The 24182-nt window shown below is 62.9% G+C and carries 24 protein-coding genes; 4 read left to right on the top strand and 20 right to left on the bottom strand.

The window, feature by feature from the left end:
• The first annotated feature begins 108 nt into the window (after window positions 1–108).
• Entirely contained in the window at window positions 109–1449 is a 1341-nt protein-coding gene (locus CSQ93_RS21180; protein WP_099379741.1) for a hemolysin family protein, read from the top strand.
• On the opposite strand, the gene CSQ93_RS21175 is transcribed toward CSQ93_RS21180, so the two are convergent.
• From CSQ93_RS21175 to CSQ93_RS21150, 6 genes are read right to left on the bottom strand one after another with little or no spacing between them, the layout of a single operon-like run.
• Complete coding sequence (locus CSQ93_RS21175; RefSeq protein ID WP_099379740.1) at window positions 1446–2525, bottom strand: AI-2E family transporter; 1080 nt, start codon at window positions 2523–2525, stop codon at window positions 1446–1448. The two genes, CSQ93_RS21180 and CSQ93_RS21175, sit on opposite strands and share 4 nt — an antisense overlap.
• 43 nt (window positions 2526–2568) lie before the next feature.
• A complete protein-coding gene (locus CSQ93_RS21170; RefSeq protein ID WP_099379739.1) occupies window positions 2569–3162 on the bottom strand; it encodes an SCO family protein in 594 nt (197 codons plus the stop codon).
• A complete protein-coding gene (cyoE, locus tag CSQ93_RS21165) occupies window positions 3159–4058 on the bottom strand; it encodes a heme o synthase (protein WP_099379738.1) in 900 nt (299 codons plus the stop codon). Before cyoE ends, CSQ93_RS21170 begins: the two co-directional genes overlap by 4 nt.
• A complete protein-coding gene (locus tag CSQ93_RS21160) occupies window positions 4059–5234 on the bottom strand; it encodes a COX15/CtaA family protein (RefSeq protein WP_099379805.1) in 1176 nt (391 codons plus the stop codon).
• Between the two features lie 18 nt (window positions 5235–5252).
• Entirely contained in the window at window positions 5253–5882 is a 630-nt protein-coding gene (locus CSQ93_RS21155; RefSeq protein WP_099379737.1) for an SCO family protein, read from the bottom strand.
• Complete coding sequence (locus CSQ93_RS21150) at window positions 5863–6627, bottom strand: SURF1 family protein (protein WP_099379736.1); 765 nt, start codon at window positions 6625–6627, stop codon at window positions 5863–5865. The genes CSQ93_RS21155 and CSQ93_RS21150 overlap by 20 nt, the downstream gene beginning before the upstream one ends.
• A 36-nt stretch (window positions 6628–6663) precedes the next feature.
• On the opposite strand from CSQ93_RS21150, the gene CSQ93_RS21145 reads away from it, so the two are divergent.
• Window positions 6664–6864 carry a twin transmembrane helix small protein gene (locus CSQ93_RS21145; protein ID WP_034748996.1) on the top strand — a complete coding sequence of 67 codons (201 nt, stop codon included), beginning with the start codon at window positions 6664–6666 and terminating at the stop codon, window positions 6862–6864.
• 123 nt (window positions 6865–6987) lie between these two features.
• Here CSQ93_RS21145 and CSQ93_RS21140 read toward each other — a convergent pair whose 3' ends face one another.
• From CSQ93_RS21140 to CSQ93_RS21115, 7 genes are all read right to left on the bottom strand, one after another.
• A complete protein-coding gene (locus CSQ93_RS21140) occupies window positions 6988–7848 on the bottom strand; it encodes a cytochrome c oxidase subunit 3 (RefSeq protein ID WP_099379804.1) in 861 nt (286 codons plus the stop codon).
• 40 nt (window positions 7849–7888) lie between these two features.
• Window positions 7889–8095 carry a DUF2970 domain-containing protein gene (locus CSQ93_RS21135; RefSeq protein WP_034749002.1) on the bottom strand — a complete coding sequence of 69 codons (207 nt, stop codon included), beginning with the start codon at window positions 8093–8095 and terminating at the stop codon, window positions 7889–7891.
• A gap of 9 nt (window positions 8096–8104) precedes the next feature.
• Complete coding sequence (locus CSQ93_RS21130; protein ID WP_081344910.1) at window positions 8105–8677, bottom strand: cytochrome c oxidase assembly protein; 573 nt, start codon at window positions 8675–8677, stop codon at window positions 8105–8107.
• Between the two features lies 1 nt (window position 8678).
• Window positions 8679–8795 carry a cytochrome oxidase small assembly protein gene (locus tag CSQ93_RS29535; RefSeq protein WP_216350353.1) on the bottom strand — a complete coding sequence of 39 codons (117 nt, stop codon included), beginning with the start codon at window positions 8793–8795 and terminating at the stop codon, window positions 8679–8681.
• Window positions 8796–8848: 53 nt separating this feature from the next.
• Window positions 8849–10447 (bottom strand): cytochrome c oxidase subunit I, encoded by a 1599-nt coding sequence (ctaD, locus tag CSQ93_RS21125; protein WP_034749009.1) that lies wholly within the window; start codon window positions 10445–10447, stop codon window positions 8849–8851.
• 13 nt (window positions 10448–10460) lie between these two features.
• On the bottom strand, window positions 10461–11669 hold the full coding sequence (gene coxB, locus CSQ93_RS21120) for a cytochrome c oxidase subunit II (protein WP_099379735.1): 1209 nt from the start codon (window positions 11667–11669) through the stop codon (window positions 10461–10463).
• 465 nt (window positions 11670–12134) lie between these two features.
• On the bottom strand, window positions 12135–13058 hold the full coding sequence (locus tag CSQ93_RS21115) for a methyltransferase domain-containing protein (protein ID WP_233516282.1): 924 nt from the start codon (window positions 13056–13058) through the stop codon (window positions 12135–12137).
• Window positions 13059–13115: 57 nt separating this feature from the next.
• Between CSQ93_RS21115 and CSQ93_RS21110 the strand changes: the two genes are divergently transcribed.
• A complete protein-coding gene (locus CSQ93_RS21110; RefSeq protein ID WP_099379733.1) occupies window positions 13116–13865 on the top strand; it encodes a ComF family protein in 750 nt (249 codons plus the stop codon).
• 27 nt (window positions 13866–13892) lie between these two features.
• Window positions 13893–14363, top strand: a complete 471-nt coding sequence (gene trmL / locus CSQ93_RS21105) for a tRNA (uridine(34)/cytosine(34)/5-carboxymethylaminomethyluridine(34)-2'-O)-methyltransferase TrmL (protein ID WP_099379732.1) — start codon at window positions 13893–13895, stop codon at window positions 14361–14363.
• Here trmL and CSQ93_RS28980 read toward each other — a convergent pair.
• From CSQ93_RS28980 to rfaE2, 7 genes are all read right to left on the bottom strand, one after another.
• Entirely contained in the window at window positions 14360–15106 is a 747-nt protein-coding gene (locus CSQ93_RS28980) for a hypothetical protein (protein WP_158301311.1), read from the bottom strand. The genes trmL and CSQ93_RS28980 overlap by 4 nt on opposite strands.
• Window positions 15107–15123: 17 nt before the next feature.
• Entirely contained in the window at window positions 15124–16332 is a 1209-nt protein-coding gene (locus tag CSQ93_RS21095; protein ID WP_099379730.1) for a hypothetical protein, read from the bottom strand.
• A gap of 33 nt (window positions 16333–16365) precedes the next feature.
• A complete protein-coding gene (locus tag CSQ93_RS21090; RefSeq protein WP_099379729.1) occupies window positions 16366–20064 on the bottom strand; it encodes a tubulin-like doman-containing protein in 3699 nt (1232 codons plus the stop codon).
• A 36-nt stretch (window positions 20065–20100) separates the two neighbouring features.
• Window positions 20101–20541 carry a hypothetical protein gene (locus CSQ93_RS21085; protein WP_099379728.1) on the bottom strand — a complete coding sequence of 147 codons (441 nt, stop codon included), beginning with the start codon at window positions 20539–20541 and terminating at the stop codon, window positions 20101–20103.
• A 44-nt stretch (window positions 20542–20585) separates the two neighbouring features.
• Window positions 20586–22061 (bottom strand): hypothetical protein, encoded by a 1476-nt coding sequence (locus CSQ93_RS21080; RefSeq protein WP_099379727.1) that lies wholly within the window; start codon window positions 22059–22061, stop codon window positions 20586–20588.
• Entirely contained in the window at window positions 22058–23542 is a 1485-nt protein-coding gene (locus tag CSQ93_RS21075) for a hypothetical protein (RefSeq protein WP_158301310.1), read from the bottom strand. The genes CSQ93_RS21080 and CSQ93_RS21075 overlap by 4 nt, the downstream gene beginning before the upstream one ends.
• A gap of 126 nt (window positions 23543–23668) precedes the next feature.
• Window positions 23669–24151, bottom strand: a complete 483-nt coding sequence (rfaE2, locus tag CSQ93_RS21070; RefSeq protein WP_035824719.1) for a D-glycero-beta-D-manno-heptose 1-phosphate adenylyltransferase — start codon at window positions 24149–24151, stop codon at window positions 23669–23671.
• Between the last annotated feature and the right edge of the window lie 31 nt (window positions 24152–24182).

Genomic DNA, 24182 nt, shown 5'->3' with positions numbered 1-24182 from the left:
ACCTACCGCGCCCGCCCGCCTGCACGGGCGGCGGGCGCGGCTAAATTAGGCTATGGCGCCCTTCGTCGTTTAAGATGACGTTTTTACAGCCCATCTTTTTGCGCCCCCATGCACAATGTCTTGCTAGTCCTGCTCGCCCTCTTCCTGGTCGCGCTGAACGGTTTTTTTGTTGCCGCCGAATTTGGCATCGTCACCTTGCGGCGCACACGCATCCGCGCCATCGCCAAGACACAGGGACTACGGGGCCGCATCCTGGCCAAGGTGCATGGCCAGCTGGACGCCTACCTGTCCGCCTGCCAGCTGGGCATCACCCTGGCGTCGCTGGGCCTGGGCTGGGTCGGCGAACCGGCGTTTGCCGGCTTGCTGGAACCTCTATTCGGCGCCATCGGCGTCTCGTCGCAAGAGCTGATCCACGGCGTCTCGTTCGTCGTCGCCTTCAGCGTGATTTCCTTCCTGCATATCGTCGTGGGCGAACTGGCGCCCAAATCGATGGCCATCCGCAACCCGGAAGCCGTCGGCCTGTGGAGCGCGATTCCCCTGTACGGCTTTTACTGGGCCATGTACCCGGCCATCTACCTGCTCAACGCCAGCGCCAACTGGGTGCTGCGCATGGCGGGCCTGTCCGGCAAGGGCGGCCACGATGCCCATTACTCATCGGAAGAATTGAAACTGATTCTGCGCACCAGCCAGCCGGGCGAAAAGTTTACGCGCGACGAGCGCAACATCCTGGCCCAGTCGCTGGATTTCGAACAGATGACGGTGTCGGACCTGATGCGCCCGATCAATGAAGTGATCGCCCTGCACGCGTCAAACACCCTGGAAGAAAACCTCGACACGGTGCTGCGCAACCGCTTCAGCCGCTATCCGTATTTCGACATGAATGAAGACGACGTGCTGGGCGTGGTGCACCTGAAAGACCTGTTCTTTGCCCAGCAGGCGGGCAAACCGATCACCTCGCTCACGCCCTTCCTGCGTCCCGTGGACATCATTTCCGCGCGCACGCCGGCGCTGGAACTGTTCCGCCGCTTCCGCGACGGCGCGCCCCACTTCGCCCTGATCGGCGAGAAGGGTAAGCGCCCGCTGGGTTTCATTACGCTGGATAACTTGCTCGGCGCCATGGTCGGTGAAATCCGCGACGAATTCCGCCGCAATGAAAACGACTGGCTCAAGCAAAGCGACGGCACCCTGATCGGCAAGGCCAGCCTGCCCATCTTCTCGCTCGAACGCATCCTCGGCATCGATATCGAAAACGAGGAGCTGGGCCTGGATGACGTGGAATCGGTGGGCGGCTTGATCATGGTCAAGCTCGGTGACATTCCGAAGCAGGGCCAGCGCATCACCTTCGTCGACTTCGACATCGTCGTCAAGAAGATGAACGGACCCCGCATCGTGCTGATCAAGGTGATCCCGAAGCAGGAACGGGACCTGGATGCGGACTTGCGCGATTAATCTTTTTTCAAGGTCAGCGTATCTTTGCCCTGTGGCACGGTGGTTTCGCCCACCGTCCACGTTTGCAGCAAGCTGTACAGCACCGCCAGCAGGGTCGGCCCGATAAAGATGCCGACAAAGCCGAAGGCCAGCACGCCGCCCAGCACGCCCAGCAGCACCAGCAGAAAGGGCAGGCTGCTGCCGCGGCTGATCAGCATGGGTTTGACGACGTTATCCACGCCGCTGATCAGCAGCGCGCCCCACACCAGCATGAAGATGCCCCAGCCCGTCTGCCCGTCGGTAAACAGCCAGATGGCGGCGCCGCCCCAGATCAGGGGCGGGCCCACGGGGATCAGCGAAAAGATGAAGGTGGCCACGCCCAGCAGCGCCACGGCCGGCACGCCGGCGATCAAAAAGCCCACCACGGCCACCAGCGCCTGCGCCAGCGCCGTGCCCAGCAAGCCGTACATGACGCCGCGCACGGTGCGGCTGATGGTCAGGCCCACGCCAGGCGCGCTGTCGCCGATGATGCGGCCGGCGCCCGTCATCAAGGCGCGGCTCAGCTGCTGGCCGTCGCGGTAGAGGAAGAAGCTGACGAACACGGCCAGGCTGGTCTGCGCCAGGCCCGTGCCCAGCAGGATGCCGCCGGAAGCGAGGAAGTGGCGCGCCGGTTCCAGCATGGTTTTACCCAAATTCAATAATTCCTCGCGGTCGGCGAGCAGGCGCTCCACATAGCCAGCGATGGTTTCGCCCACCACGGGAATGCTGGCCAGCCAGGCCGGCGGATGCAGGCCGCCCGATTCCAGCGCCGCGCGCAGCTGTTCATAGATGCGCGACACATTGTCGGCCAGGTTGTAGGTGACGAGAGCCAGCGGCAGCACGATGACCAGGATCAAGGACACGGTCATGATGGCGGCCGCCCAGTTGCGCCGGCCTTTCAGGCGCTCGAGCAGCAGCAGGTACAGGGGCCAGCTGGAAATGCCCACGCAGGCGGCAAACAGCATGGCCGCGAGGAAGGGCCGCAAGACGAAAAAGCAGCCGATCAACAGGAAGATGATGGCTGCCAGGCGGGCGTGCGGCTCGAAACGTTTATCCATGTACTGCGTATCCTGAAGATGGCGCCTTGAAGGCGCGACCGGGTCAGGATAGCAGAAGTTTAAGATCGTGCGCGATGGCGGCAGGCTTTTCGCCATGGCGCACGAACAGGCGGATCTTGCCTGCGCGGTCGAAGACATAGGTGCCGGCCGTGTGGTCGACCGTGTAGCTTGCGTCCGTCTCGCCCTCGACCTTGGCGTAATACACCTTGAATTCCTTGGCCACCTTGGCTGTCGCGGCCGCGTCGCCATACAGGCCCACGAAACGCTTGTCGAAGGCGGGCACGTACTGCGCCAGCAAGGCTTGCGTGTCGCGCTCGGGGTCGACGGTGACGAACAGCACTTGCACCTGCTCCGCCTGCGGCCCCATTTCCTGCATCACCTGGGCCATGTCGGCCATGGTGGTGGGACAGACGTCCGGGCATTGCGTGTAGCCGAAGAACATCAGCACCAGCTTGCCCTTGTAGTCGGCCAGGGTGCGCGGGTGGCCCGTGTGGTCCGTCAGCGCGAACTCGCGCGCGTAGCCGAGGCCCGTCACGTCCGTATTCTTGAAGGCCAGCTTGGTCGCGGCAGGCTTGCCGCAGCCGGCCAGGACGGCGACCAGCGCGGCCGCCAACAACAGAGTCAGGGTTTTTTTCATGTGCCGAGGGGAATGTAGTGGTCGACCAGCAATGCCGCGAACAGCAAGGCCAGGTAGATGATGGAAAACGTAAAGGCTTTGCGCGCGATCAAGTCCGTGTAGTGGCGGTACATCTTCCACGCGTAGTACAGGAAGCCGGCGTTGAGCACCACGGCCGAAGCCAGGTAGATCAGGCCGCTCATGCGCACGGCGTACGGCAGCAAGGTGGTGGCGGCCAGCGCGATCGAGTACAGCCAGACGTGAAATTGCGTGAATTTCAAGCCGTGCGTGACGGGCAGCATGGGCAAGCCCGAGCGCGCGTAATCATCGCGGCGGTACATGGCCAGGGCCCAAAAATGCGGCGGCGTCCACACAAAAATGATCAGGACCAGCAGCCACGCCTGCATCGGCACGTCGTTGGCGACGGCGGCCCAGCCCAGCGCGGGCGGCATGGCGCCGGACAGACCGCCGATGACGATGTTTTGCGGCGTAGCGGGTTTGAGCACCATGGTGTAGATCAGGGCGTAGCCGACAAAGGTGACAAAGGTCAGCCACATGGTCAGCGGATTGACGAGGTGGTACAGAATCGCCATGCCCAGGCCGCCGATCACCAGCGCGAACACCACCGTCTGCTTGACGGAGATGTCGCCCATGGCCATCGGGCGGCGCGCCGTGCGGGCCATACGCGCATCGATTTCGCGCTCGGCCAGGCAATTGACGGCAAACGCAGCACCGGCCAGCAGCCAGATGCCGATGGTGCCGAACACCACCGCATGCCAGTCCGGCAACTCCTCGCTGGCCAGGAACATGCCGATGACGGCGCAAAACACGGCCAGTTGCGTCACGCGGGGCTTGGTCAGCGCCCAATACTGGGCGATGCGGGGGGATGGTTTACGGCTGATGGTCTGAGTAGTCATTTATGCGATACGGGAAGGACTGGCTGGTGCCGAGGGCACTGGCGCGGAGGCGCAAGCGCGCTTAACATTGCGCGCAACATCGAGTTGGAATTTAGCCTTGTAGTTTAACATGGTCAGCAATAACACGAGCAGCGCCGCCCCGCCGTTATGCATGACGGCAATCGACAAGGGCCAGCTCAGGTAGATGGTCGCCAGGCCCGTGGCCGCTTGCAGGGTCAGCACCAGCGCCACCCAGCGTGCCGTGCCGCGCAAGGACGGCAGCTTCCACGCGCGAAACACGGTATAGCCGACGCCGGCTGCCACGATGAAGGCGAAATTGCGGTGCACCCAGTGGATGGCCGTCAGCGCGGAAAACGGCAAATAGTGGCCGGCGGCCGTCTTGCCCAGTTCGCGCCACAGATGGAAACCATGCTCGAAATCCATCTCCGGAATCACCTTGCCGCCGCACAGGGGGAAATCCGTGCAGGCCAGGGTGGCGTAGTTGGTGCTCACCCAGCCGCCCAGCGCGATCTGCACGGTCAACAGCACCAGCGAAAAAATGGCCAGCGCACGCACGGGGCGCAGCACGGACTCTTCCGCATCGGCGCGCAGCACGGGTTGGACGGCATGGTCCTGGCGCCCGCCCAGCCACGTCAGCATGGCCAGCAAGCCCATGCCCAGCAACAAATGGATGGTGACGATCACCGGTTGCAACTTCAAGGTAACGGTCCAGGCGCCGAACGCACCCTGCAGGCAGACGAACAGGAACAGCGCCGTCGGCAGCGTGGGCGCGAATTCCGCGCGTTTGCTTTTACGCCACTGGCGCCACGCCTGCACCATCATCGCCACGATCAAGACGCCAATGGCCATGGCCAGGTAGCGGTGCGTCATTTCGATCCACGCTTTCACCACCGTCACCGGGCCCGTCGGCATCAGGGTTTCCGCCGCCACGATGTGTTCGTGCGCGAGGAAGGGATTGGCAGAACCATAACAACCTGGCCAGTCAGGACAGCCCAGGCCGGAATCGGACAGGCGCGTAAATCCGCCAAACATGATCAGGTCGACCGTCAGGAAGACGGCGATCCACACGAGCTTGCGGTATTTATTGGCGTCCGCGGACACCCAGACCATGGTCAGCGGCAGCAGCGCCACCAGCAAACCAGTCAGACCCAGCTGGGCCAGCGCGGAGAGATGCATCGTCGGCATGCAGACTCCTCAACCGATCGCCGAAGCTTTGAGCAGCTTGGCGATGTCTTTCTTGATCTTGTTCGGGTCCGCATCCTTCGGGAAGCGCATCATCAGATTGCCCAGCGGATCGATCAGGTAGAAATGGTCGCTGGTCTTGCCACCCGGCTCCACGGGCAGCCAGGCTTTCAAGGCATCGTTATTCACGCGCAGCATGCTGGTGCCATCGAATTCGCGCATCACCAGGGTGTCAAGCGGCTGGGCGTCCGTCACCAGCCAGACCCGTTCCAGGCGTTCGCGCTCCTTGCCCTGCATGAGGCGCAGTTGTTGCATGTCAAACAATTGCTTCTTGCATGCTTCCTGGCAGTCGGATGGCCCCGTTTGCAGCAGCACCCACTTGCCCTTGAACTGGGCCAGCGGTGACGCCTTGCCATCGAGTTCCGTCACCTGCAGCTGGGCTTCCGGTATCGGATGCAAACGGGGATCGATCAGGGCGCCGTAATTGTTGCGGCCCGTGGGCTTGATGATGTAATACGTGAAATACGAAGCGATGATGGGAAAGGCGCACACGGCCACGACGGCCAGCAATTTCCACCGTCCCGTATTCTGTGCCTGTTTATTGCTGCTGTCTTGCGTTGCGTCAGGGTTGTTTGTTTGCACGTCGAAATCCTGTAAAGACAAAAAATAAAAAAGCCATCAGTGCCAGTGCGTACCACTGGAAGGCATAGCCGCGGTGCTTGTCGACGCCCAGGTCGGGCGCCGGCCAGTCGCGCACGGGAAGCTGGCTGGATGCTGGCACCGCTGCTGAATCGACTGGATTGACTGGATTGACTGTTTGTTCGAGGATGAAAGGTTGCAAGGCCAGGCCGCTGGCCTGGGCCAGCTGGCCAATATCGGCATTCTGCACGATGGCGTGCGGTGCCAGGGGCGGCGCCGTGCCCAGCTCCATCACATGGCCCGCGTTCAGGCGCGCGATGCCGGAAATCGTCACTGTGCCAGCCGGTGTAACGTAGTCGGGAATGCGCGTGCGCTCGGCATTGTTGCGCGGCAGCCAGCCCTGCGCCACCAGCACGTGCATGGGGGAGCCATCGATCTGAAATGGCGTGAGCACGTGGAAACCTGCCTGGCCCTTGTAAGGACGGTTATCCAGGTACACCGTCCAGGCGGGCACAAAGCGGCCCGTCACGGTGACGCGGCGATACTCGATCGCCTGCGCGTCGGCCGGCAGCATGGGGGCGGCGCTCAATGCCAGCGGCGCGGCCTGGTTGCCAGCTTCCAGCCGGGCGGCACGGGCGACTTTCTCGTCGCCACGGCGCTGCTGCCATTGCGCCAGCGACACGCCCAGGGCCACCAGTAGCAGCATTACAACAAATGGAATCCATCTAAAATGGAAGCGGATACGCATTACAATGAAACCTCCTCAAGCCTGGCGCTACCATCCATGAAAATCCTCGTTGCCATTGCCTTCATCCTGATCCTGGGCAGCCTGGGCTCGGCCCTGTTCTTCCTCATGCGCGACAAGGGCAAGAGCAACCGCACCGTGCAGGCGCTGGCCCTGCGCGTGGGCTTGTCGATCACCCTGTTTTTACTGATCCTGCTGGCGCACAAGCTGGGCTATATCCAGCCGACGGGAATTCATTAGGGCCCGACATTGCCTGATTGGCAAATTCTTCACACTAAGAAAAAAGCCGTACCCAGGATCTCCCGGTACGGCTTTTTTTATGGTGCCGGCGCGCCCTTCAACCACGCGCGCCCTGCCCCGCCATTATAACCAATACACGACCACGTACAGGCCCAGCCAGACGACGTCGACAAAGTGCCAGTACCAGGCGGCGCCTTCGAAGCCGAAGTGGTGATCGGGCGTGAAGTGGCCTTTCAGCACGCGGTACAGGATGACGGACAGCATGATGGCGCCCAGGGTCACGTGGAAGCCGTGGAAGCCCGTCAGCATGAAGAAGGTGGCGCCGTAGATGCCGGACGTCAATTTCAAGTTCAGTTCGCTGTAGGCGTGCACGTATTCATACACCTGGAAGCCCATGAAGATGGCGCCCAGCAAAATCGTGGCGAACAGGAACAGGGCAGTCATGCCGCGGTGACCGGCGCGCAGCGCGTGGTGCGAGATGGTCAAGGTGACGCCCGACAGCAGCAGCAAGGCCGTATTGATGGTCGGAATCCAGAACGGTGTCATGGTGGTAAATTCCTGCACCGTGCCGGCCGGGCCCGTATTGCCCCAGTGGGCGGCGAAATCGGGCCAGATCACCTTGTGGTCCAGGTCGGCCAGCCACGGCATGGAGATGCTGCGCGCATAGAACAGGGCGCCGAAGAAAGCGGCGAAGAACATGACTTCCGAAAAGATAAACCAGCTCATGCTCCAGCGGAAGGAGTGGTCGATGCGCTCGCTGTACAGGCCCTGCTCCGATTCGCTGATGGCGTCGCCGAACCAGAAATACAGCACCAGCAGGATGCCGGCGATGCCCAGGTAATTCACGTACGGGCCCCAGGAGACGTCGTTGACCCAGGCCGAGGCGCCGATCATGGTCAGCAGCAGGCTGGCGCCGCCCAGCATGGGCCAGCGCGACGGGCCGGGCACGAAATAATAAGGTACGGCGGCGTGGTTGGAACTCATCATCATCTCCTCAAAAACTTATAGGGTGGTTTTTTATAATTTATAAAACGACGAATTTAACAATTGAAATCAGGATGCCGATCAGGCAAGCCACCACCAGGAAGCCGGCGATGACGATGTGCACGGGGTTAAGCTTGGCCGAATCCGTGTCGAAATCGCTCTTGCGGCGCAGACCCGTGAATGACCACACGACGGCGCGCAGCGAATACAGGAACGACGCTTTTTCAGGCTGCTTGGATTCGCCCATGACACTCTCCTATTGGACGGCCGGCGTCTGAGCCTGGCTCAGACCGGCAATCTCGAAAAACGTGTACGACAGGGTGATGGTTTTCACCTCTTTCGGCAGGGCCGGATCGAGGAAGAACACCACCGGCATCTGCCGCGCCTCGTGGGGTTTCAAGGTCTGCTGCTTGAAGCAGAAGCACTCGACCTTCTTGAAATGCGGCGTGGCGCTCTGCGGCGCGTAGCTGGGAATGGCTTGCGCATTGACGACGCGGTTTTGCGTGTTGACCACTTCATACATGACGGTCACCAGTTCGCCCGGATGCACCTGCATGCTCGACACGGTCGGACGGAAGCGCCATGGCCCCTGCGCATTGCCGTCGAACTCGACGGTGATGCTGCGCGTCGTGTCAACCTGCGTATTGTTGTCGTAAGCTACCGTGCCATCTTTTTGCGTCAGCACGTTGATGCCCATCACTTCGCAAATCTGCTTGTAGACGGGAATCAGGGCATAACCAAAGCCAAACATCAGGACGGCAATGACGATCAGCTTGCCCAGCATCTTGCGGTTCAGGCCGCGTGTTTCCTGTTGGTGGGGCGTCGTCACGTCAGAGCCACATGCGCTTGACGAACACGGACAGGAAGAAGAAGGCCGCCAGGGCCCCCAATATCAGCCCGGTACGCAGGTTGTTCGGTTTTTTACGCTCAGTTTTCACTTCGGTCATGACAGGCACTTTATTCAAGACGGGCCGCGCAACACGCCGGCCCGGGATACCCATTATTTCACTGTCGGCGGCGTTTCAAACGTGTGGAAAGGCGCCGGGCTCGGCACGGTCCATTCCAGGCCTTCCGCACCTTCCCATGGTTTCGCTGGCGCAGCCTTGCCGCCGCGGATGGTCGGCAAGACCACGAAGAACAGGAAGTACACCTGCATCAGGCCAAAACCGAAGCCGCCGATCGAGGCGATCATGTTGAAGTCGGTGAACTGCGCCGGATAGTCGGCGTAGCGGCGCGGCATGCCGGCCAGGCCCAGGAAGTGCATCGGGAAGAAGGTCACGTTGAACGTGATCAGCGACAGCCAGAAGTGGATCTTGCCGCGCGTCTCGTTGTACATGTGGCCCGTCCATTTCGGCGACCAGTAGTAGAAGCCGGCGAACAGGGCAAACAGCGAACCGGCCACCAGCACGTAGTGGAAATGCGCCACCACATAATAGGTATCCTGCAACTGGATGTCGATCGGCGTGACGGCCAGGATCAGGCCCGTGAAGCCGCCCATGGTAAACACGAAGATGAAGCCCACCGAGAACAGCATCGGCGTCTCGAACGTCATGGAACCCTTCCACATCGTGGCGATCCAGTTGAACACTTTCACGCCCGTCGGCACGGCGATCAGCATGGTCGCGTACATGAAGAACAGCTGGCTGGTCACCGGCATGCCGGTGGTAAACATGTGGTGCGCCCAGACGATGAAGGACAGGATCGCGATCGACGCCGTGGCGTACACCATCGAGGCATAGCCGAACAAGGGCTTACGGGCAAACGCAGGCAGTATCTGCGAGACGATGCCGAATGCCGGCAAGATCATGATGTAGACCTCGGGATGGCCGAAGAACCAGAAGATGTGCTGGTACATGACGGGGTCGCCGCCGCCTGCCGCGTTAAAGAAGGACGTGCCGAAATGGCGGTCCGTCAGGGTCATGGTAATGGCGCCGGCCAGCACGGGCATGACGGCGATCAACAGATACGCGGTAATCAGCCAGGTCCAGCAGAACATCGGCATTTTCATCAGGGTCATGCCAGGGGCGCGCATGTTCAGGATGGTAACGATGATATTGATCGAACCCATGATGGACGAGGCGCCCATCAGATGCATGGCAAAAATGGCCATGTCCATGCCAGGGCCCATCTGCGTCGACAGCGGCGCATACAGGGTCCAGCCGGCAGCCGTGGCGCCGCCCGGCACCAGGAAGGACGTGGCCAGCAGCAGCGCGGCCGGCGGCAGCAGCCAGAACGAGAAGTTGTTCATGCGGGCAAAGGCCATGTCGGAGGCGCCCACTTGCAGCGGGATCATCCAGTTGGCGTAGCCGACGAAGGCCGGCATGATGGCGCCAAACACCATCACCAGGCCGTGCATGGTGGTCAGTTGATTGAAAAATTCGGGGTGGAAGAATTGCAAGCCTGGGTGAAACAGTTCCGTACGGATCATCAGGGCCAGTACGCCGCCCGACAGCAACATGATGAACGAGAACCACAGGTACAAGGTACCGATATCTTTATGATTGGTGGCAAACAGCCAGCGGCGGTAGCCAGTCGGGTGGTCGTGGGCATGGTCGTGATCGTGACCGGCGTGGTCCAAGGTGCTCGTGCTAGTACTCATATGCGGCTCCTAATTACTTGCGTGCAGCCACGACTTCGGCTGGTTGAACGATGTTCTCTGCGGCCTTGTTCGACCAGGTATTGCGCGTGTAAGTGATCACTGCGGCAATTTCCGTGTCGGACAGCTGTTTCCAGGCTGGCATTTCAGCGGGATACTTGCCGCTCTTTTGCCCGTTCAGCAAGACGTGGATCTGATCCGCTTTCGGACCGTTCACCACGGCCGAGCCGTCCAGCGGCGCGAACGCACCGGGCACGCCCTTGCCGGTCGCCTGGTGGCAAACCACGCAGTTGGCCGCATACACTTTCTCGCCCTTGACCTTCAATTCGTCGATGGTCCACACCTTGCTTGGATCATCGGCCAATGCCGCCATTTCCTTTTGTTTTACATCAACCCAGGCCTTGTAGTCATCGGCCGAGACAACCTTGACGACGATGGGCATGAACGCGTGCTCCTTACCGCACAGCTCGGCGCAATTGCCGCGGAAGGTGCCAATATGGTCAGCCTTGAACCACGTGTCGCGCACGAAACCGGGAATTGCATCCTGCTTGACGCCAAAGGCGGGCACGGACCAGGCGTGGATGACGTCGTTGGCCGTCAGCACCACGCGGATCTTCTTGTTGACCGGCACGACGACTTCATTGTCGACTTCAATCAGGTAGTTTTCGCCCCGTTTTTCCGTCGGCGGCACGCCAGGCGCACCCACTTGCGAGCGCGGCGTGGCCAGGTTGGAAAGGAAGGAAATGCCTTCGCCCTCGCCTTTCAGGTAGTCATAGCCCCATTTCCACTGCATGCCGGTGGCCTTGATGGTGATGTCGGCGTTCGAGGTATCCTTCATGCCGACCACGGTGCGCGTGGCAGGCAGGGCCATGCCGATGACGATCAGGAAAGGCACGACGGTCCAGGCGATCTCGACGGTGGTGCTTTCGTGGAAAGTGGCCGGCTTGTGGCCCAGGGACTTGCGGTGCTTGAAGATGGAATAGAACATGACGCCGAACACGGCTACGAAGATCACCAGGCAGATGATCATCATCAGGGTGTGCAAATCGTAGATTTCATGGGCGATCTGTGTCGCCGGCGGTTGCAGATTCATTTCGAACGGCACGGGACCGCCGGTGCCGGGATAGGTACCGGCAGCCGGTGCCGCCGTGGCCCATCGCCCGATGCCAAACGCTGTCAAAGACAGCCCGAGCAGCAACGATTGAAGTCGCTTTGCATGTGTCATGTTTTCCCCAACCACCCAAAAATAATGATATTTTAAACGGCTGCGGACTTCTCCGTACTGGACCGCTGCCGCTCCTCCATGAAAGCAACACGGCCAGAATGCGGCCATGTGCGTCAAGCACCAGCGAATTCCATGCTGGCTGCCGACGCCAAAACGCTGACGGACAACCATGCTGGAACCCTGTTTTTCTTCCCCACACTGAAATGGCCTTGTGTGGAAGATGGTTACTATACTAATGCAGTAACTTCGAATTAGTCTTGCTTTGTTTTTTTTATTTTGTATGCAGCCCTTGTTTTTTCTACTTAACAAGCTGACAAACAATCAACGATTATAATCAAGTAAACTTGAATCCATCAAGCAATAATCGGCTTTGTGCGCGCCCTACTCCCGGCCGCCGCGCGCTTTGCAACGGTTGCTGCAACATCCATGCGCGGATGGCGACCAAGTGTCGGTTTCTTTACACTTTTATTTGGGTTTTCGCGGCAGGTCGAAGCGGATGATCGCCTCGCCATTGCGCGTCACGCGCGGCGCGGGACGGAAGGCGTGGCCATAGATCACCTCGAAACTCAGACCCAGCTTGCCATCGGGACGGCGCATCTTTTCCAGCGCGGCCAGCATGCGCTGCCAGGCCGCCTTGCCCATCAGACCGCGCCGCCGCGTGGTCAGCGGATTGCCGCCAAAGGCGCGCACGTCCGCCAGCAATTTTTCCGCCGTGTCGTAGGTGACAGTGATGATTTCCATGTCCAGCACGGGCGTGGAAAAACCCGTCTCGACCAGCATGTCGCCAAAGTCGTGCATGTCGACAAAGGGCAAGGCATGCGGATATAAATCGGCCTCGGCAAAGGCGTCGCGCACTTCGCGGAAGGTGTCGGGACCGAAACAGGAAAACATCAGCAAGCCATCGAGACGCAGCGCGCGCCGCCATTCGGCAAACACACGGTCGGGCTGGGCATGCCAATGCAGCGCCAGGTTCGACCACACGAGGTCGATGCTGCCCTGCGCCAGCGGCAAATCGCCGAGGTCGCCGCACAATAAATCCACGCCCGCCTTGGCCGGCAGCAGTTTGCTGAGGAACTGGTTCAGGCTCGCCAGTTTCGACGCGGGCGCGCGCGCCGCCTGCATCATCGCTTGCGCTGCATCGAGACCGATAATCTGCGCAGCGGGATAATCCTTTTGCAACTGCGCCAGATCCGCGCCAGGCCCACAGCCGGCGTCGAGCACGCGGTGCGGCGTGATTTTCACCAGCTCCAGGCGCTCGTGCATGCGTGCCGACACTTCGCGGCGCAGGAAGTCCGATGGCGCGACGCGCGCCGGACGGGAAAAGAAATCGCGTACTTGCACCGCATCGATGGGCGCACTCATTTTGGGCGGACTGGTGGGAACTGGCATGTTGAATCGGGTGAGGTGAGATAATGTCGGCAGTGTACATGGAACGACGCCATCGCGATGCGGACGGCCACCCAACTCCGCCTTGAGGCCGCCTGGCAGGCGCTGCGCCAGTGGCTGGGCGCCACGGTGCTGCCGGCCCAGTGCGCGCTGTGCGGCATCGGCTGCCCGCAAGTGCTGTGCCCGCCCTGCCGCGCGCAGTATCTGGGTCTGCTGCGCCCCCGCTGCCGCCAGTGCGCCAATCCGCTCGACGATGTGGCAACACTGTGCGGACGCTGTCTGCGCCAGCGCCCCGCGTATGACGCCACCGTCACGGCGTTTGACTATGCGGCGCCCGTCGACCAGTTACTGCTGCAACTGAAATTCGGCGCGCGCCTGGCGCTGGCGCCCCTGTTGGCAAAGCTGCTGCATGTTGCCATTCAACAACAACCAGCTTGGGAGGTGCCGCAACTGCTATGTCCCGTGCCGCTGGGCCCGGCCCGGCTGGCCGAACGGGGTTTTAATCAGGCGCTGGAAATTGCCCGCCCGCTGGCGCGCCTGCTGGACGTGCCTTTACAGCCCCGCCTGGCGCAGCGGGTGCGCGAAACCCGGGCGCAAAGCGGCGTGGCGCCGCAAGAACGGCAAGCCAACCTGGCGCACGCGTTCGCCATCGCGCCGGAACACGCGCCGTCATTGCAAGGGTGCCATGTCGGCATCGTCGACGACGTGATGAGCAGCGGCCATACCGTCAACGCGCTGGCGGCCGCCTGCAAGAGCGCAGGCGCAGCCAGGGTCAGCATATTGGTGGTGGCGCGCACGCCGCCGCATTGAATTAGTTATATATATGAGGAGAGCATTTTGTTTCACGTTGTTTTGGTAGAACCTGAAATCCCGCCCAATACGGGCAACGTCATCCGCCTGTGCGCAAACACGGGCGCGCAGCTGCATCTGGTCGAACCGCTGGGCTTTCCGCTCGACGATGCCAAGATGAAGCGCGCCGGCCTCGATTACCACGATTACGCCAAGATGAAGGTGCACAAGAACTGGGACGCGTTCCTGGCCGATACCCAGCCCGACCCGGCCCGCATGTTCGCCATGACGACGCGCGGCTCGCGCCCGTTCGGCGACGTGGCCTTCCTCCCGGGCGACGTGTTCGTGTTCGGCTCGGAAACAAAAGGCCTCGATCCGGCCCTGCGCGACGGTTTTCCTGCCGAGCAACGCATCCGCCTGCCGATGCGCCCCGATAACCGCAGTTTGAATCTGTCGAATACGGTGGCCGTGGTCGTCTACGAGGCTTGGCGCCAGCACGGCTACTCTGGGGGAGCTTAACGCTGCGCCAACTGCGGCGCGGCACCGTCCGCATCCAGCATCACCAGTTGCGTGCGCAAGTCGCGCGTGGCGGCCAGCTTGCCGTTCACGTACAAATTCGTCTTGACGCCATACACGCCCTGCGACACGCCGGCCGGCAAGGTCAGCTCGAACGAGTTTTCAAAGCGCCCGCCCGACTTGTTGTTGCTGGCCAGGGATTTCGAACCGGACTTGAATGGCTGGCCTTGCGGGTCGAGCACCACCAGCTCTTCACGCACGTCGTTGACGCTTTGCGCGCTGCCGTTGACCAACTCCACCACCGAATTCACCTTGAACGGCTGGCCGCGCTTGACGGTCGACGCGCTCAGCTGCGGCGTGTACGACACCACTTGCGGTTCGCGCGGCAGTGCGCCGCGTGTGCGGATGTAGTCGCGGTCCGCCTGCGCCGCCGTCTTGGTCTGGCGCGAATTGACATTGATGGCCAGGCAACCGGCCGCCGCCAGGCCGCCGCCGATGGCCGCGCCCTTCAGCGCGCCATTCTTGCCGCCGGCCAGCGCACCCAGCAGCGCCCCCACGGCCGCGCCGGCCGCGGCCGTCGTGCCTACGCTGCACGGGTCCTCATCCGTGGCCGCCTGGCTTCCACCTTGCGGATAGGAAGCGTCCTGGCGCACGCCGTTCGGGCTCATCGGCGCCGTGGCGCAGCCGGCCAGCATGGCGGCGATGGTCAGCGCAGCGGCCGTCCGCAAGGTGGTGTGATTCAGCATGATGATTTCCCAGATTTCTAATTGATCGTTGTTTCCGTCTGCAGCACTTGCCGTTCGCGCTCGCGGATGCGGCGCGACAGATTGTCGATGCGCGCATTGCCCGGATCGACGCGACGCGCGCTTTCCAGATACGTCTTCGCCGCATCGAACTTACCTTCCAGCAAAGAACGCTCGGCGTCGCGCAAGAACGATTGCGCCATTTCGTTACGCATGGCCGCGCCGCTATCGACGGACGGCGTTTCCGGCGGACGGCGTTCGGCCACCGCTGGACGTTCGACCGCGCGCGCGGGCGCAGGTTCCGTTGGCACGACGCGGGCCGGTGCCGTTTCCACGGGTGCCGGGGCAGGCTCCGCTGCCGCAGACAGTGCCTGCACATCGGCCTTCAACTGCGGCAATTCCACCGCTTCGCGGTCGATGGCTTCCAGCCGGGCGATGCCATTTCTTGCCGCCGTCGCATCCTTGCCATCGAGCGCCTGGCGCACGCCCACCAGCACGGACGCGGCTGCCGCCTGCTGGCGCGCCAGCTGCTTGCGCAAGGAATCCACGCTCGATGCGCCCGCGCAATCGGCGTCAAGCGCGGCAATGCCCCTGGCGGCGCTTTGCAATTGATGCCCATCAATATTGCGCTCGATGGCGCGCACGCCGCGCTGGCAACCGCCCGATGCGGCGCCGGCCTTGCCGATCGCCGCCTGCAAATCGTCCGCCTTGGCGCTGGACTTGCCCGTACACACATTCTTTGCCGTCGCCAGCTTCTGGCGGGCGCCGTCCAGGCTGCCATTTGCCACCAGTTTCAGGCCGCTGTCGATGGCGTCATTGCAGGCCGATTCATTCTTGCCGCCCGGCTTGCCATTCATGTAGACGATGACGGCTGCCAGCGCGGCGATGCCGCCCAGCCAGCGCAGCCACTTGCGCGGCGGCGATGACCGTTCGGTTGATGCCGGTGGCGCTGCCGGCACGGGCTTGGGCACGGCTTTCGGCTGGGCCGGCTTAGACGGCGCTGGCGGCGGCACGGCCGCCGGTGCGGACACCGGCACCGGCGCTGGTTTCGGCTTCGGCGCGGGCGCCACCGGCACGGGCGGCGGCTTGGACGCTACTGGCGGCGGCACGGGCAGCGGAGGTGGCACGGCCACAGCTGGCCTGGCCGCGCCAGCCACCGCGTGGCCACAGTACGGGCAATGGCTGACAACGGTCCACAGGCCCGTCTTGCATTTGTTGCAGATATCCAAAACTAATCCTTCATTCCAACGTCATTCCAGCGTTCACAGAGGCGGCGGCATCAACGGTGGCGGCGCGCTGAGGAACAAGGGCGCCAGTTCGGGGAACTGGGCCAGGTCGGCCCAGGCCGGCAAGCCGGCGCGCCACACCTTGGTGGTGGCTGGCACGACCTGTCCCGCCTGCACGTATTGCACGATCTGCTGGGCCGTGAACGGTCCCTGCTGCTGGCCGTTTATGCCCAGAAAATACTGGTATTCCACCAGCGGCGGCGGCATGCCGCCCAGCGGTGGCGGCGCCATGCCGAACGCGGTTGCCGCCGGGGCAGCGGCCGCGCCGGCCGGGCGCAGCAATTGCTCGAGGCGCCCCGCTTCCAGCATTTCCCCCTTGATCGCATATTTCAAACGGGGCTGGCCGTCCGCTTCCGGCTCGCGCACTTCCCAGTCGTATGCATCGCTGTCGGAGTCGCCGATGACGTTCGCCCACTCCTTCAGGCGGCCCAGCAAGGCTTGCACCGTGCGGTCGAGTTCATCGCTGGCCATGCCCTTGCGGCGCGCCGACTCGCGCAGACGCGCGCCCACTTCGGCGGAAATGGCGCTGCCAAAGCCGATGTAGGGCAGCTGCGAGCCGTCGGCCTGCGCCACCAGCTTGGGCGCATACACGCCCCGCTCATAGTATTTTGCCAGCGCCGCCATGGCCGCCGTCTGCACAGCATCAAGCGCCGTCAATTTTTCCTCGATGCGCAGCGCGATATTTTTCTCGTACGAGGCGGGCATGCCGTTCTGGCGGACGGCCCGTTCGTTGCCGATGCGGCGCAAGTCGCCCGGTTCGACGGCAAACTGGTACTGGCCCGGCGGCACGACGCGTCCCGTGTGGCGCGTCAGCACGCCCAGCATGATCGCTTGCAGGAACTCGCCGAAGTCTTCCGCCAGGCGCTTCATCTCGTCCGTGTTCGGCGCGATCGGGTGCGTGAATTGCGTTGGATCGATGTGCGTGTGGGTCGGCGCCTTGTCGTTATCGCCTTCCTTGCGGTAACTGGTGCGCCAGCCTTCCAGGCCGCGCAGCACCGTCATCGGCACGCCGGCCAGCTCGCAATAGCAGACGGCGCGCCCGCGGATACCCGTCTCGACGATTTCCAGCTGGCTCACCGTGATGCCCACCTGGGTCGGCACGCACGATTCGAGCTCGGCGCCGAATTTCGCCTTGAAGGCGGCTGCGTTGGCCACACCGATCACGCACTTGAACTGGTCCGACACGACCGTGAAATCGCCCGCCATGTTGGCGTCGATCCATGGCATGGAGCAGGCCAGCAACTTGCGGAAGCGGTCCAGGCGTTCGGATACATCCATCTGTTCCAGCGCCTCGAACAGCGGGTCGGGCGTGCTCGTCGCCCCTTCGGTCAAGCCCGCCGTGGCGATCATGTTTTCGGCCATGCGCGTGACCTTGGCCAGGATCAAGCCCCGCTGCGCCGGTTCGGCCAACATGGGGAACAGGGCTTTCGAGCCGCCCATGTCCTTGAACGCTTCATCGGCCCACTGGCGCAAGGTGGCCGCCGATGGCAGCGCAATATCTTTTTCCGTGACGGGAATGACGATCAGGGTCGCGTGTTCCTTGTCCAGGTCCTTCTGCAGGATGGTATTGGCCGTTTTGAGTTCCGCCAGCATGGCCAGCACGCCTTCGCGGCCCGTTTGCAGCTCGCCCACCAGGCCATTCCACTGGGCGCGGCCTTGCGCGTCGACGCCGATACGGTTGCCCAGCCAGCGCGACAGTTCGCCCAGCAGGATGACGGACTCGTCCGCCGCCTTGGCGCGCAAATGGAATTTCAGGGCATTCGCCATTTCCGTGCGCAAATGATCCATCACCACGCCGGCCTGCTTTTCGCCATTGCTGAGGAAACCGAAGGTGCTGCGCGTCTGCTCCAGGTTGTTCAACAGGCGCTCGTACTCGCGCGAGCGCACGGCTTCCTTGATTTCGCGATAGCGCTCGGCATTGTTGCCGATCTGCGCCGTCAAGCCGCTGCCCGGCGCCTCGATGCGGTCCTTGATCTGCTCCACCAGCGACAGCACGTATTCCAGGCCGCCGAATTCCTTGTTGTCCAGGTAGCCATACAGCTGGTCTCGCACGACTTTCTTGACGTCTTCCAGCACTTCGCGGCGGCGCTTGCTGATGCGGTCTTCCGTCGTGTCGGCCGTGGAATCCTGGTCGCGCACGGCGTCGCGTTCCAGGTGTTTCATGGCGTCGCGCACCTGAGCCGGCCATTCGCTGCGGTCGAAGCCCGTGCGGATATCGTTGATGCGCGTATTGACCCGGTTTTCCACGCCGGCCAGCAAGTGGCCGTGGCGGTCTTCCAGCAATTCGTCGACGACGCGGAAATCGATGAAGTCGCCGCTGGAACGCTTCAGTTCGATGCTCTTGTCGGAAAACTCGGGGAAATCGCTGAACGGCGTGCCCTTCAGGAACATATTGGCAGCGAGGAAATTATCGCGCTGCGTATCCGTGGCCCGGTTGGCGCCCGCATCCGTGCCGCCCACGCCAAAGAACGCTTGCAGCATGGCGCCGGCCCAGCGGTGAGCCCGCTCGTCGCGCGCCGCTTCCTGGCGCGTATCGAGCACGGCCATGCCGAACGAGGAAAAGCGCTTCGAGAAATACAGGCGCATGTCGCCGAAGCGGTCTTGCGGCACGGGCGCGTTGTACAGCGAATTCTTGTGCTGCGCCTGGTTGACGGCGATCGAACGCTTGGCGCGCGCGAAGTCGGCCGAGGCGAAATCCTCGAACAGCGAATCGGCCACCATATGGTAGACGTCGCTGACATCCTTGGTGTGCTGCTGGGCAAGGTTGCCCGAATCGATCAGGTAAACCTCGCTGTACGGCTCGCGCGTCAGTTCCGGGCGGTCATACGCATCCCAGCGTCCAACATAGCCCTTGTTGCCCATCATCGCCGATTCCAGCTCCATCAGCGCCGCGTAACCGTTGGCCTCGACCCGGTCCTTGTTGGCCTTGGTGTAGCCGGTCGGCAAGAACAGCATCAGCTCGACGTCGGCCGCGCCCACTTCGCTGCGCGCCAGCCAGCGCGCCAGCAAGCCCATGTCCAGGAAGGAACCGGAACCCGTGCCGCCCGCGACGGAGCCGACGATGACGATGCGGAAACGGTTCGTTTCCATGCGCAAACCCAGCTCGGCCAGCTGGCGCTCGTGCGACAGGCCCGCCTTCAACGCTTTCAGCTTCAAGCGGATCTTGTCGCGGATTTTTGCATATTTATCGAAGAAATACAGGCGCGACACGGCGCGGATCTGGCCGGCGCCGCTGCTCATGTCGAAACGCAGTTCGCGGATGCGCTGCGGCGTCAGCGGCAGCCACTCCTTAATGTGCGGATATTTCTCCAAGGAATCTTCATCGCGGCTGTACTTGTCCATGTCGAACGATTCGACCACCTTGTCGTCGTCCGTGAACTTCACCTGGTCGAACTGCAAGTCCTTCGCCTGCGACTCGCCGCTTTCGATCACGGCGCCATTGTCGAGGTCGAAATGGATGAATTGCGCGATGGGAAAGTCGGCCAAGCCCTCGATGCGCGTGCGGTTGCCCGCGCCGCCCCACAGGGTGTTGAGGATACGCCGGCGCACGCGCATCAGCACCTGCATGCCCGTGCCGCCGATGCCGATGAACAGGGTCGGGCGCAGTTCGATGATCTTGTCCTGCTTGCGCTCGCTGGCGCCGCCGGTGATGGTTTGGTTCAGGTTCTCTGCCATGGTGGTTCCTTCGATGATGCGTGTTACGGCGTGCTCTTAGCGGCGGCTCGAGGTGAATGTCAGCAACAGGGCGACCAGACCCACCAGCACCAGCGGTCCCATGAACAATGGCGCGAGGAATTTATGCGCGTTCACGGCGGCCAGCACGACACCGGTCGCCAGGCTGGCCAGGAAGATGAACAGCCACCAGCCCGAGGCATTAGCCTTGTTCGGCGGCACGCGCTTGGCCACCAGGCCATTCGCATAGGCATTCTTGGCAAAGAAAAAAGCGATGAACAGCAGCAACAGCACGACGCCGCCGACCAGGGTGTCGCGCGACGAGGTATCGGTCGTGCTGACAGGATCGAGCGCGGGCGCAGGTTCGGTCGTTGCGGTGGTAGCGGCTGCGCTGGCGGCCGGTGCGTCCGCGGCGGGTGGAGCGGACGCCGGGGCCGGCAGGGTAAAACCTGTGTTGTCTTTAGGAGTCTCTTGCGCCATGGTATGCCTCTGGTGGATTTGAATAGTTTAAAAGGAAATCGTGATCAGGCCAGGCTCAGGGTATGGCCTTCGGCCACGCGCACGACGGCCGGCTTGCCCATACCCCGCTTGAGTTCGCCAATATCTCGGCCGTCATCATCGCGGATCTGCACGCTCTTGAATGGTTTCAACAGCACTTGCCGCTGCACGCCGTCGGCCAGCACCTTGTAGCGCGTGGCGCGCGTGCTGACCAGGCCCAGCGCCAGCAAACCCAGCACCAGCGCCAGCACGCCGCCGAGGATCACCAGCACGGGCAGCAGCGGATACTGGATGCGCACCAGCAGCGGTATCGTCGCCTGCGACGCGCGCACGCTGTCGGGCGGCGTGAACATGCTGGATATCGGGTCGCCAGGGAACAGTTCCTGCAAATCCTTGCCAAAACTGGACGCCAGCGCCAGCCGCTGTTCCGACAGGCCCACCTGCGCCTGCATCGGCAGCATCACCTGCTTGCCCATGGCGGCAATCGCCTGCGCCGACCACGGCGACGGAATCTGCGCCATCGGCAGCGCAAACTGTACCTGCACGGACTGGCTGGCGCCCGGCTGCAGCTGGCGGATTTGATCTGGCGCAACGTGCAGGGGCGCATTCTGGCCCGCCAGACTGGCGTGCACCCTGGCGCTGTCGATCACGTACGGGAAAAACATGTTTTGCAGGGACGCCTGCAGCACCACTTGCGGCACCAGGTTGGCCGCATCGACGTCGAGGACGATGGTGCGCCCGTCGCGGCCCAGGCTGGCGTGCACATTGGCGCTGTTCTTGACGGACTGGGGCACGATGCGCACGGCATCCTGGTCCACCGGTTTCAGGCGGGCGGGCGGGCGCGTCAGCACTTGCGACAAGCGCCCTTCTGCCAGGATGCGGGTCAAAGCCTCGGACGCCGGCTGGCCATACGCGAGCGCATACACCATCAAGCCCTTGGCGCTGTACAGCTTGCCCTGCACGGGCATGCGCAACGGAAACACCACCGTCTTGGTGATCGACGGTTCCAGGTGCAGCAGGCGGTAAAAGTCGCGGTTGCGCTCGGCCGTCTGGCTGTCGTTGTTGGGGCTGTTCTTGTTATTGGTAAAAATCCACACGATGCCGGAGGCGGACTGGAACGGGCCCGTGATGGTCTTGGTGACGGCTTCCTGGAAATCCGTGTCGGCCAGCGCGCCGCCGGCGCTCTTGCGCGCCAGGCCGAGATTGGCCAGCTGGCCCGCCACGCCGGCGCCGCCCTGCCCTTGCCCCAGCAGCGACGGCGACACGTGCGCGCCGCTGCTCTGGCTGAAGGCCAGCGTGTAGACCTTGTCGGACGGGCTCGTGGCGGCCTGCGCCACGGCGCCCACCAGGGCTTTCAGCTGCGAATGCTCATCCGTATAGAACGGCTCCATCCAGCCCGAGTTTTGCACGAGGAACGCTTGCTGGATGCCGGCCGCCTGCACGCTGGCGGTGGCGAAGGCGAGCAAGGCGGCGCCGGCCGCGATCAGGGCGCGCGTTTTCATGCCTGCAAGGCCCAGCCATCGATGCGCGACAACAAGGGGTGATACGCCCACAAGGTGCCTTCATGCACAAACAGGCGCACCCGCCACGGCTCGCTGACGGCAAAGGTATGAAACACGGTTTCGCGCAACTCATCGTCCTGCACCAGCTGGGCCGCCAGGCGCTCGTTCGAGCGCAGCACGCTCGACAGGCCGGCGCTGGTAGCGAACTTCACGCCAAAGACGCTGTTGCCGCCGCTTGACTCCAGCAGCGGCATGACGGCCTGATTCTTGCCGCCATCGTCGCCGTGTTCCGGCTCTTCCCACGGCGCCGTTTTCAGCTTGGTGGCGAAGCGGTAATTGAAGCTGCCCGAACACAGGCGCGGCGCCAGCGCGTCGGCCCGCTCGGACTGCGCGCCCAGTTTCACGTAGACATAGGTGCCGCGGCTGCGCTCGAAGCACAGCTGCCACAGGCCGCCATCGCGCGACACGTACGGGCTGCCGAATTCGAAATGCGGCACCAGCCCTTCGGGCCACGGTGTGAACGAGGCGGCCACGTTGCCATCCGGCTGCAATTGCAGGCGCAGCTGGCCGTTGGCGCAAGGCCACACGGCCATGCGGTTGTAGGCGACGGGGGCGCTGACGGTGCCTAGGTCGAGCACGCCGTCGAGCAGCACGTCGCTGCCCGGCTTTTGTTGCGCATCAAGGTTGACGAAGCGGATGCGGCCATCGTCGTCGCGCAGGGGCGCCCACAGGCGGTTCTGGAACCAGACGGGCGCGGCCACGCATGGCGCGCCGCCCACATGCTCGACCACGTAGGTCAGCGATGGCACGTCGGGACGGATGCAGGCCAGACCATGACTGGTCGGCAAGACCAGCACGCTATTGAACTCCGGCACCAGCTCGGCGCGCCAGGCGCCGTGGGCCAGGTCCGATTCGGCCAGCAGGCTGCCATAGTCGGGATCCAGCGCCAGCCAGCGTTTCGAGGCGGGCAGCCAGGCGTGCAAGACGGCCTTGCGCGGTTCGAGCGCCAGCAGCGCGGCAGCGCTGGTGCCGAACTGGGCGGAAAAGAATTCGTATTCGCCGGGCGGCGGCATGGGCAGCGAGGCATCGGCCTGCGCATGCTCTTCACGCGCGCGCTGGTCGGCCAGTTTCAGGGGTACGCTGGCCTGGCGCAAGCCGGCCGGGCCGGTTGGCGGCACGTCGCTGACGGGATAGGCGCCGTAGGGCGGCACCCAGGGCGACATGGCGGCCGCGTCGGGCGGCACTTGCAAGGCCGCGCCCGAGGCGGGGTCGAACGCAAATTCGGGCGGAAACTGCCGCACGGACGCGCCGGCCGCTACGGGCAGGCGCCGCGCATGCATCAGCTTGCCGATATCGGCATGGCTCACCAAGGGCGAGACGTTCTGGCCGTCCGCGCTGCGCTGCATGCTCCACGCGCCCTCGTCATCCACGTGCCAGGCGCCGGAGGGCAGTGGCCAATCCCCAGAAGTTTTATGATCCATTTATTTTCTATGACTAGCAATGCATTCAGACGGTGTAACGTGCTGGGGCTGTCGAAACGAAGTCGCAGCCCTAGCAGTTCTCATAGTAACGTCTTTTTATCTGTATGGAAACATTGACGAGCTTCCTCAGCCTTGCTGCGTCCGCACTTTCGTCAACAGCTTGGTGGTCGAGCGGTCGTGCTCGAAATCGATGGCCACGGCCTGGCCGCCATATGCGAGCACGGCCTTGCCTTCGGGAATGGCCGCCATGTCGTAGTCGCCGCCCTTGGCATAGATTTCCGGCTCGATATCCTGCACCACTTCCAGGGCACTGTCTTCCGAGAACGGCACCACCAGGCTCACCGCTTCCAATGCGGCCAGCACGGCCATGCGGTCTTCGCAGTTGTTCAGGGGGCGGTCATCGCCCTTGCCCAGGCGTTTCACCGAAGCATCGGTATTCACGGCAACGATCAGCGAAGCGCCCAGCGCGCGCGCCTGCGCCAGATACGTCACGTGGCCACGGTGCAAAATGTCGAACACGCCGTTCGTCACCACCACCGGTTTCGGCAGGGCCGCGGCGCGGGCGCGCAATTCGTCACGGCCGCACAGTTTGTTTTCAAAATCAGGCATGAATATCTCTTGTAGGGTTAAATATGGTCAC

It is taken from the genome of Janthinobacterium sp. BJB426, from assembly GCF_002735705.1.
GTDB lineage: Bacteria > Pseudomonadota > Gammaproteobacteria > Burkholderiales > Burkholderiaceae_D > Janthinobacterium.
The sequence above is the reverse complement of the archived record's forward strand: the minus strand, read 5'-3'. Positions and strand labels throughout refer to the sequence as shown.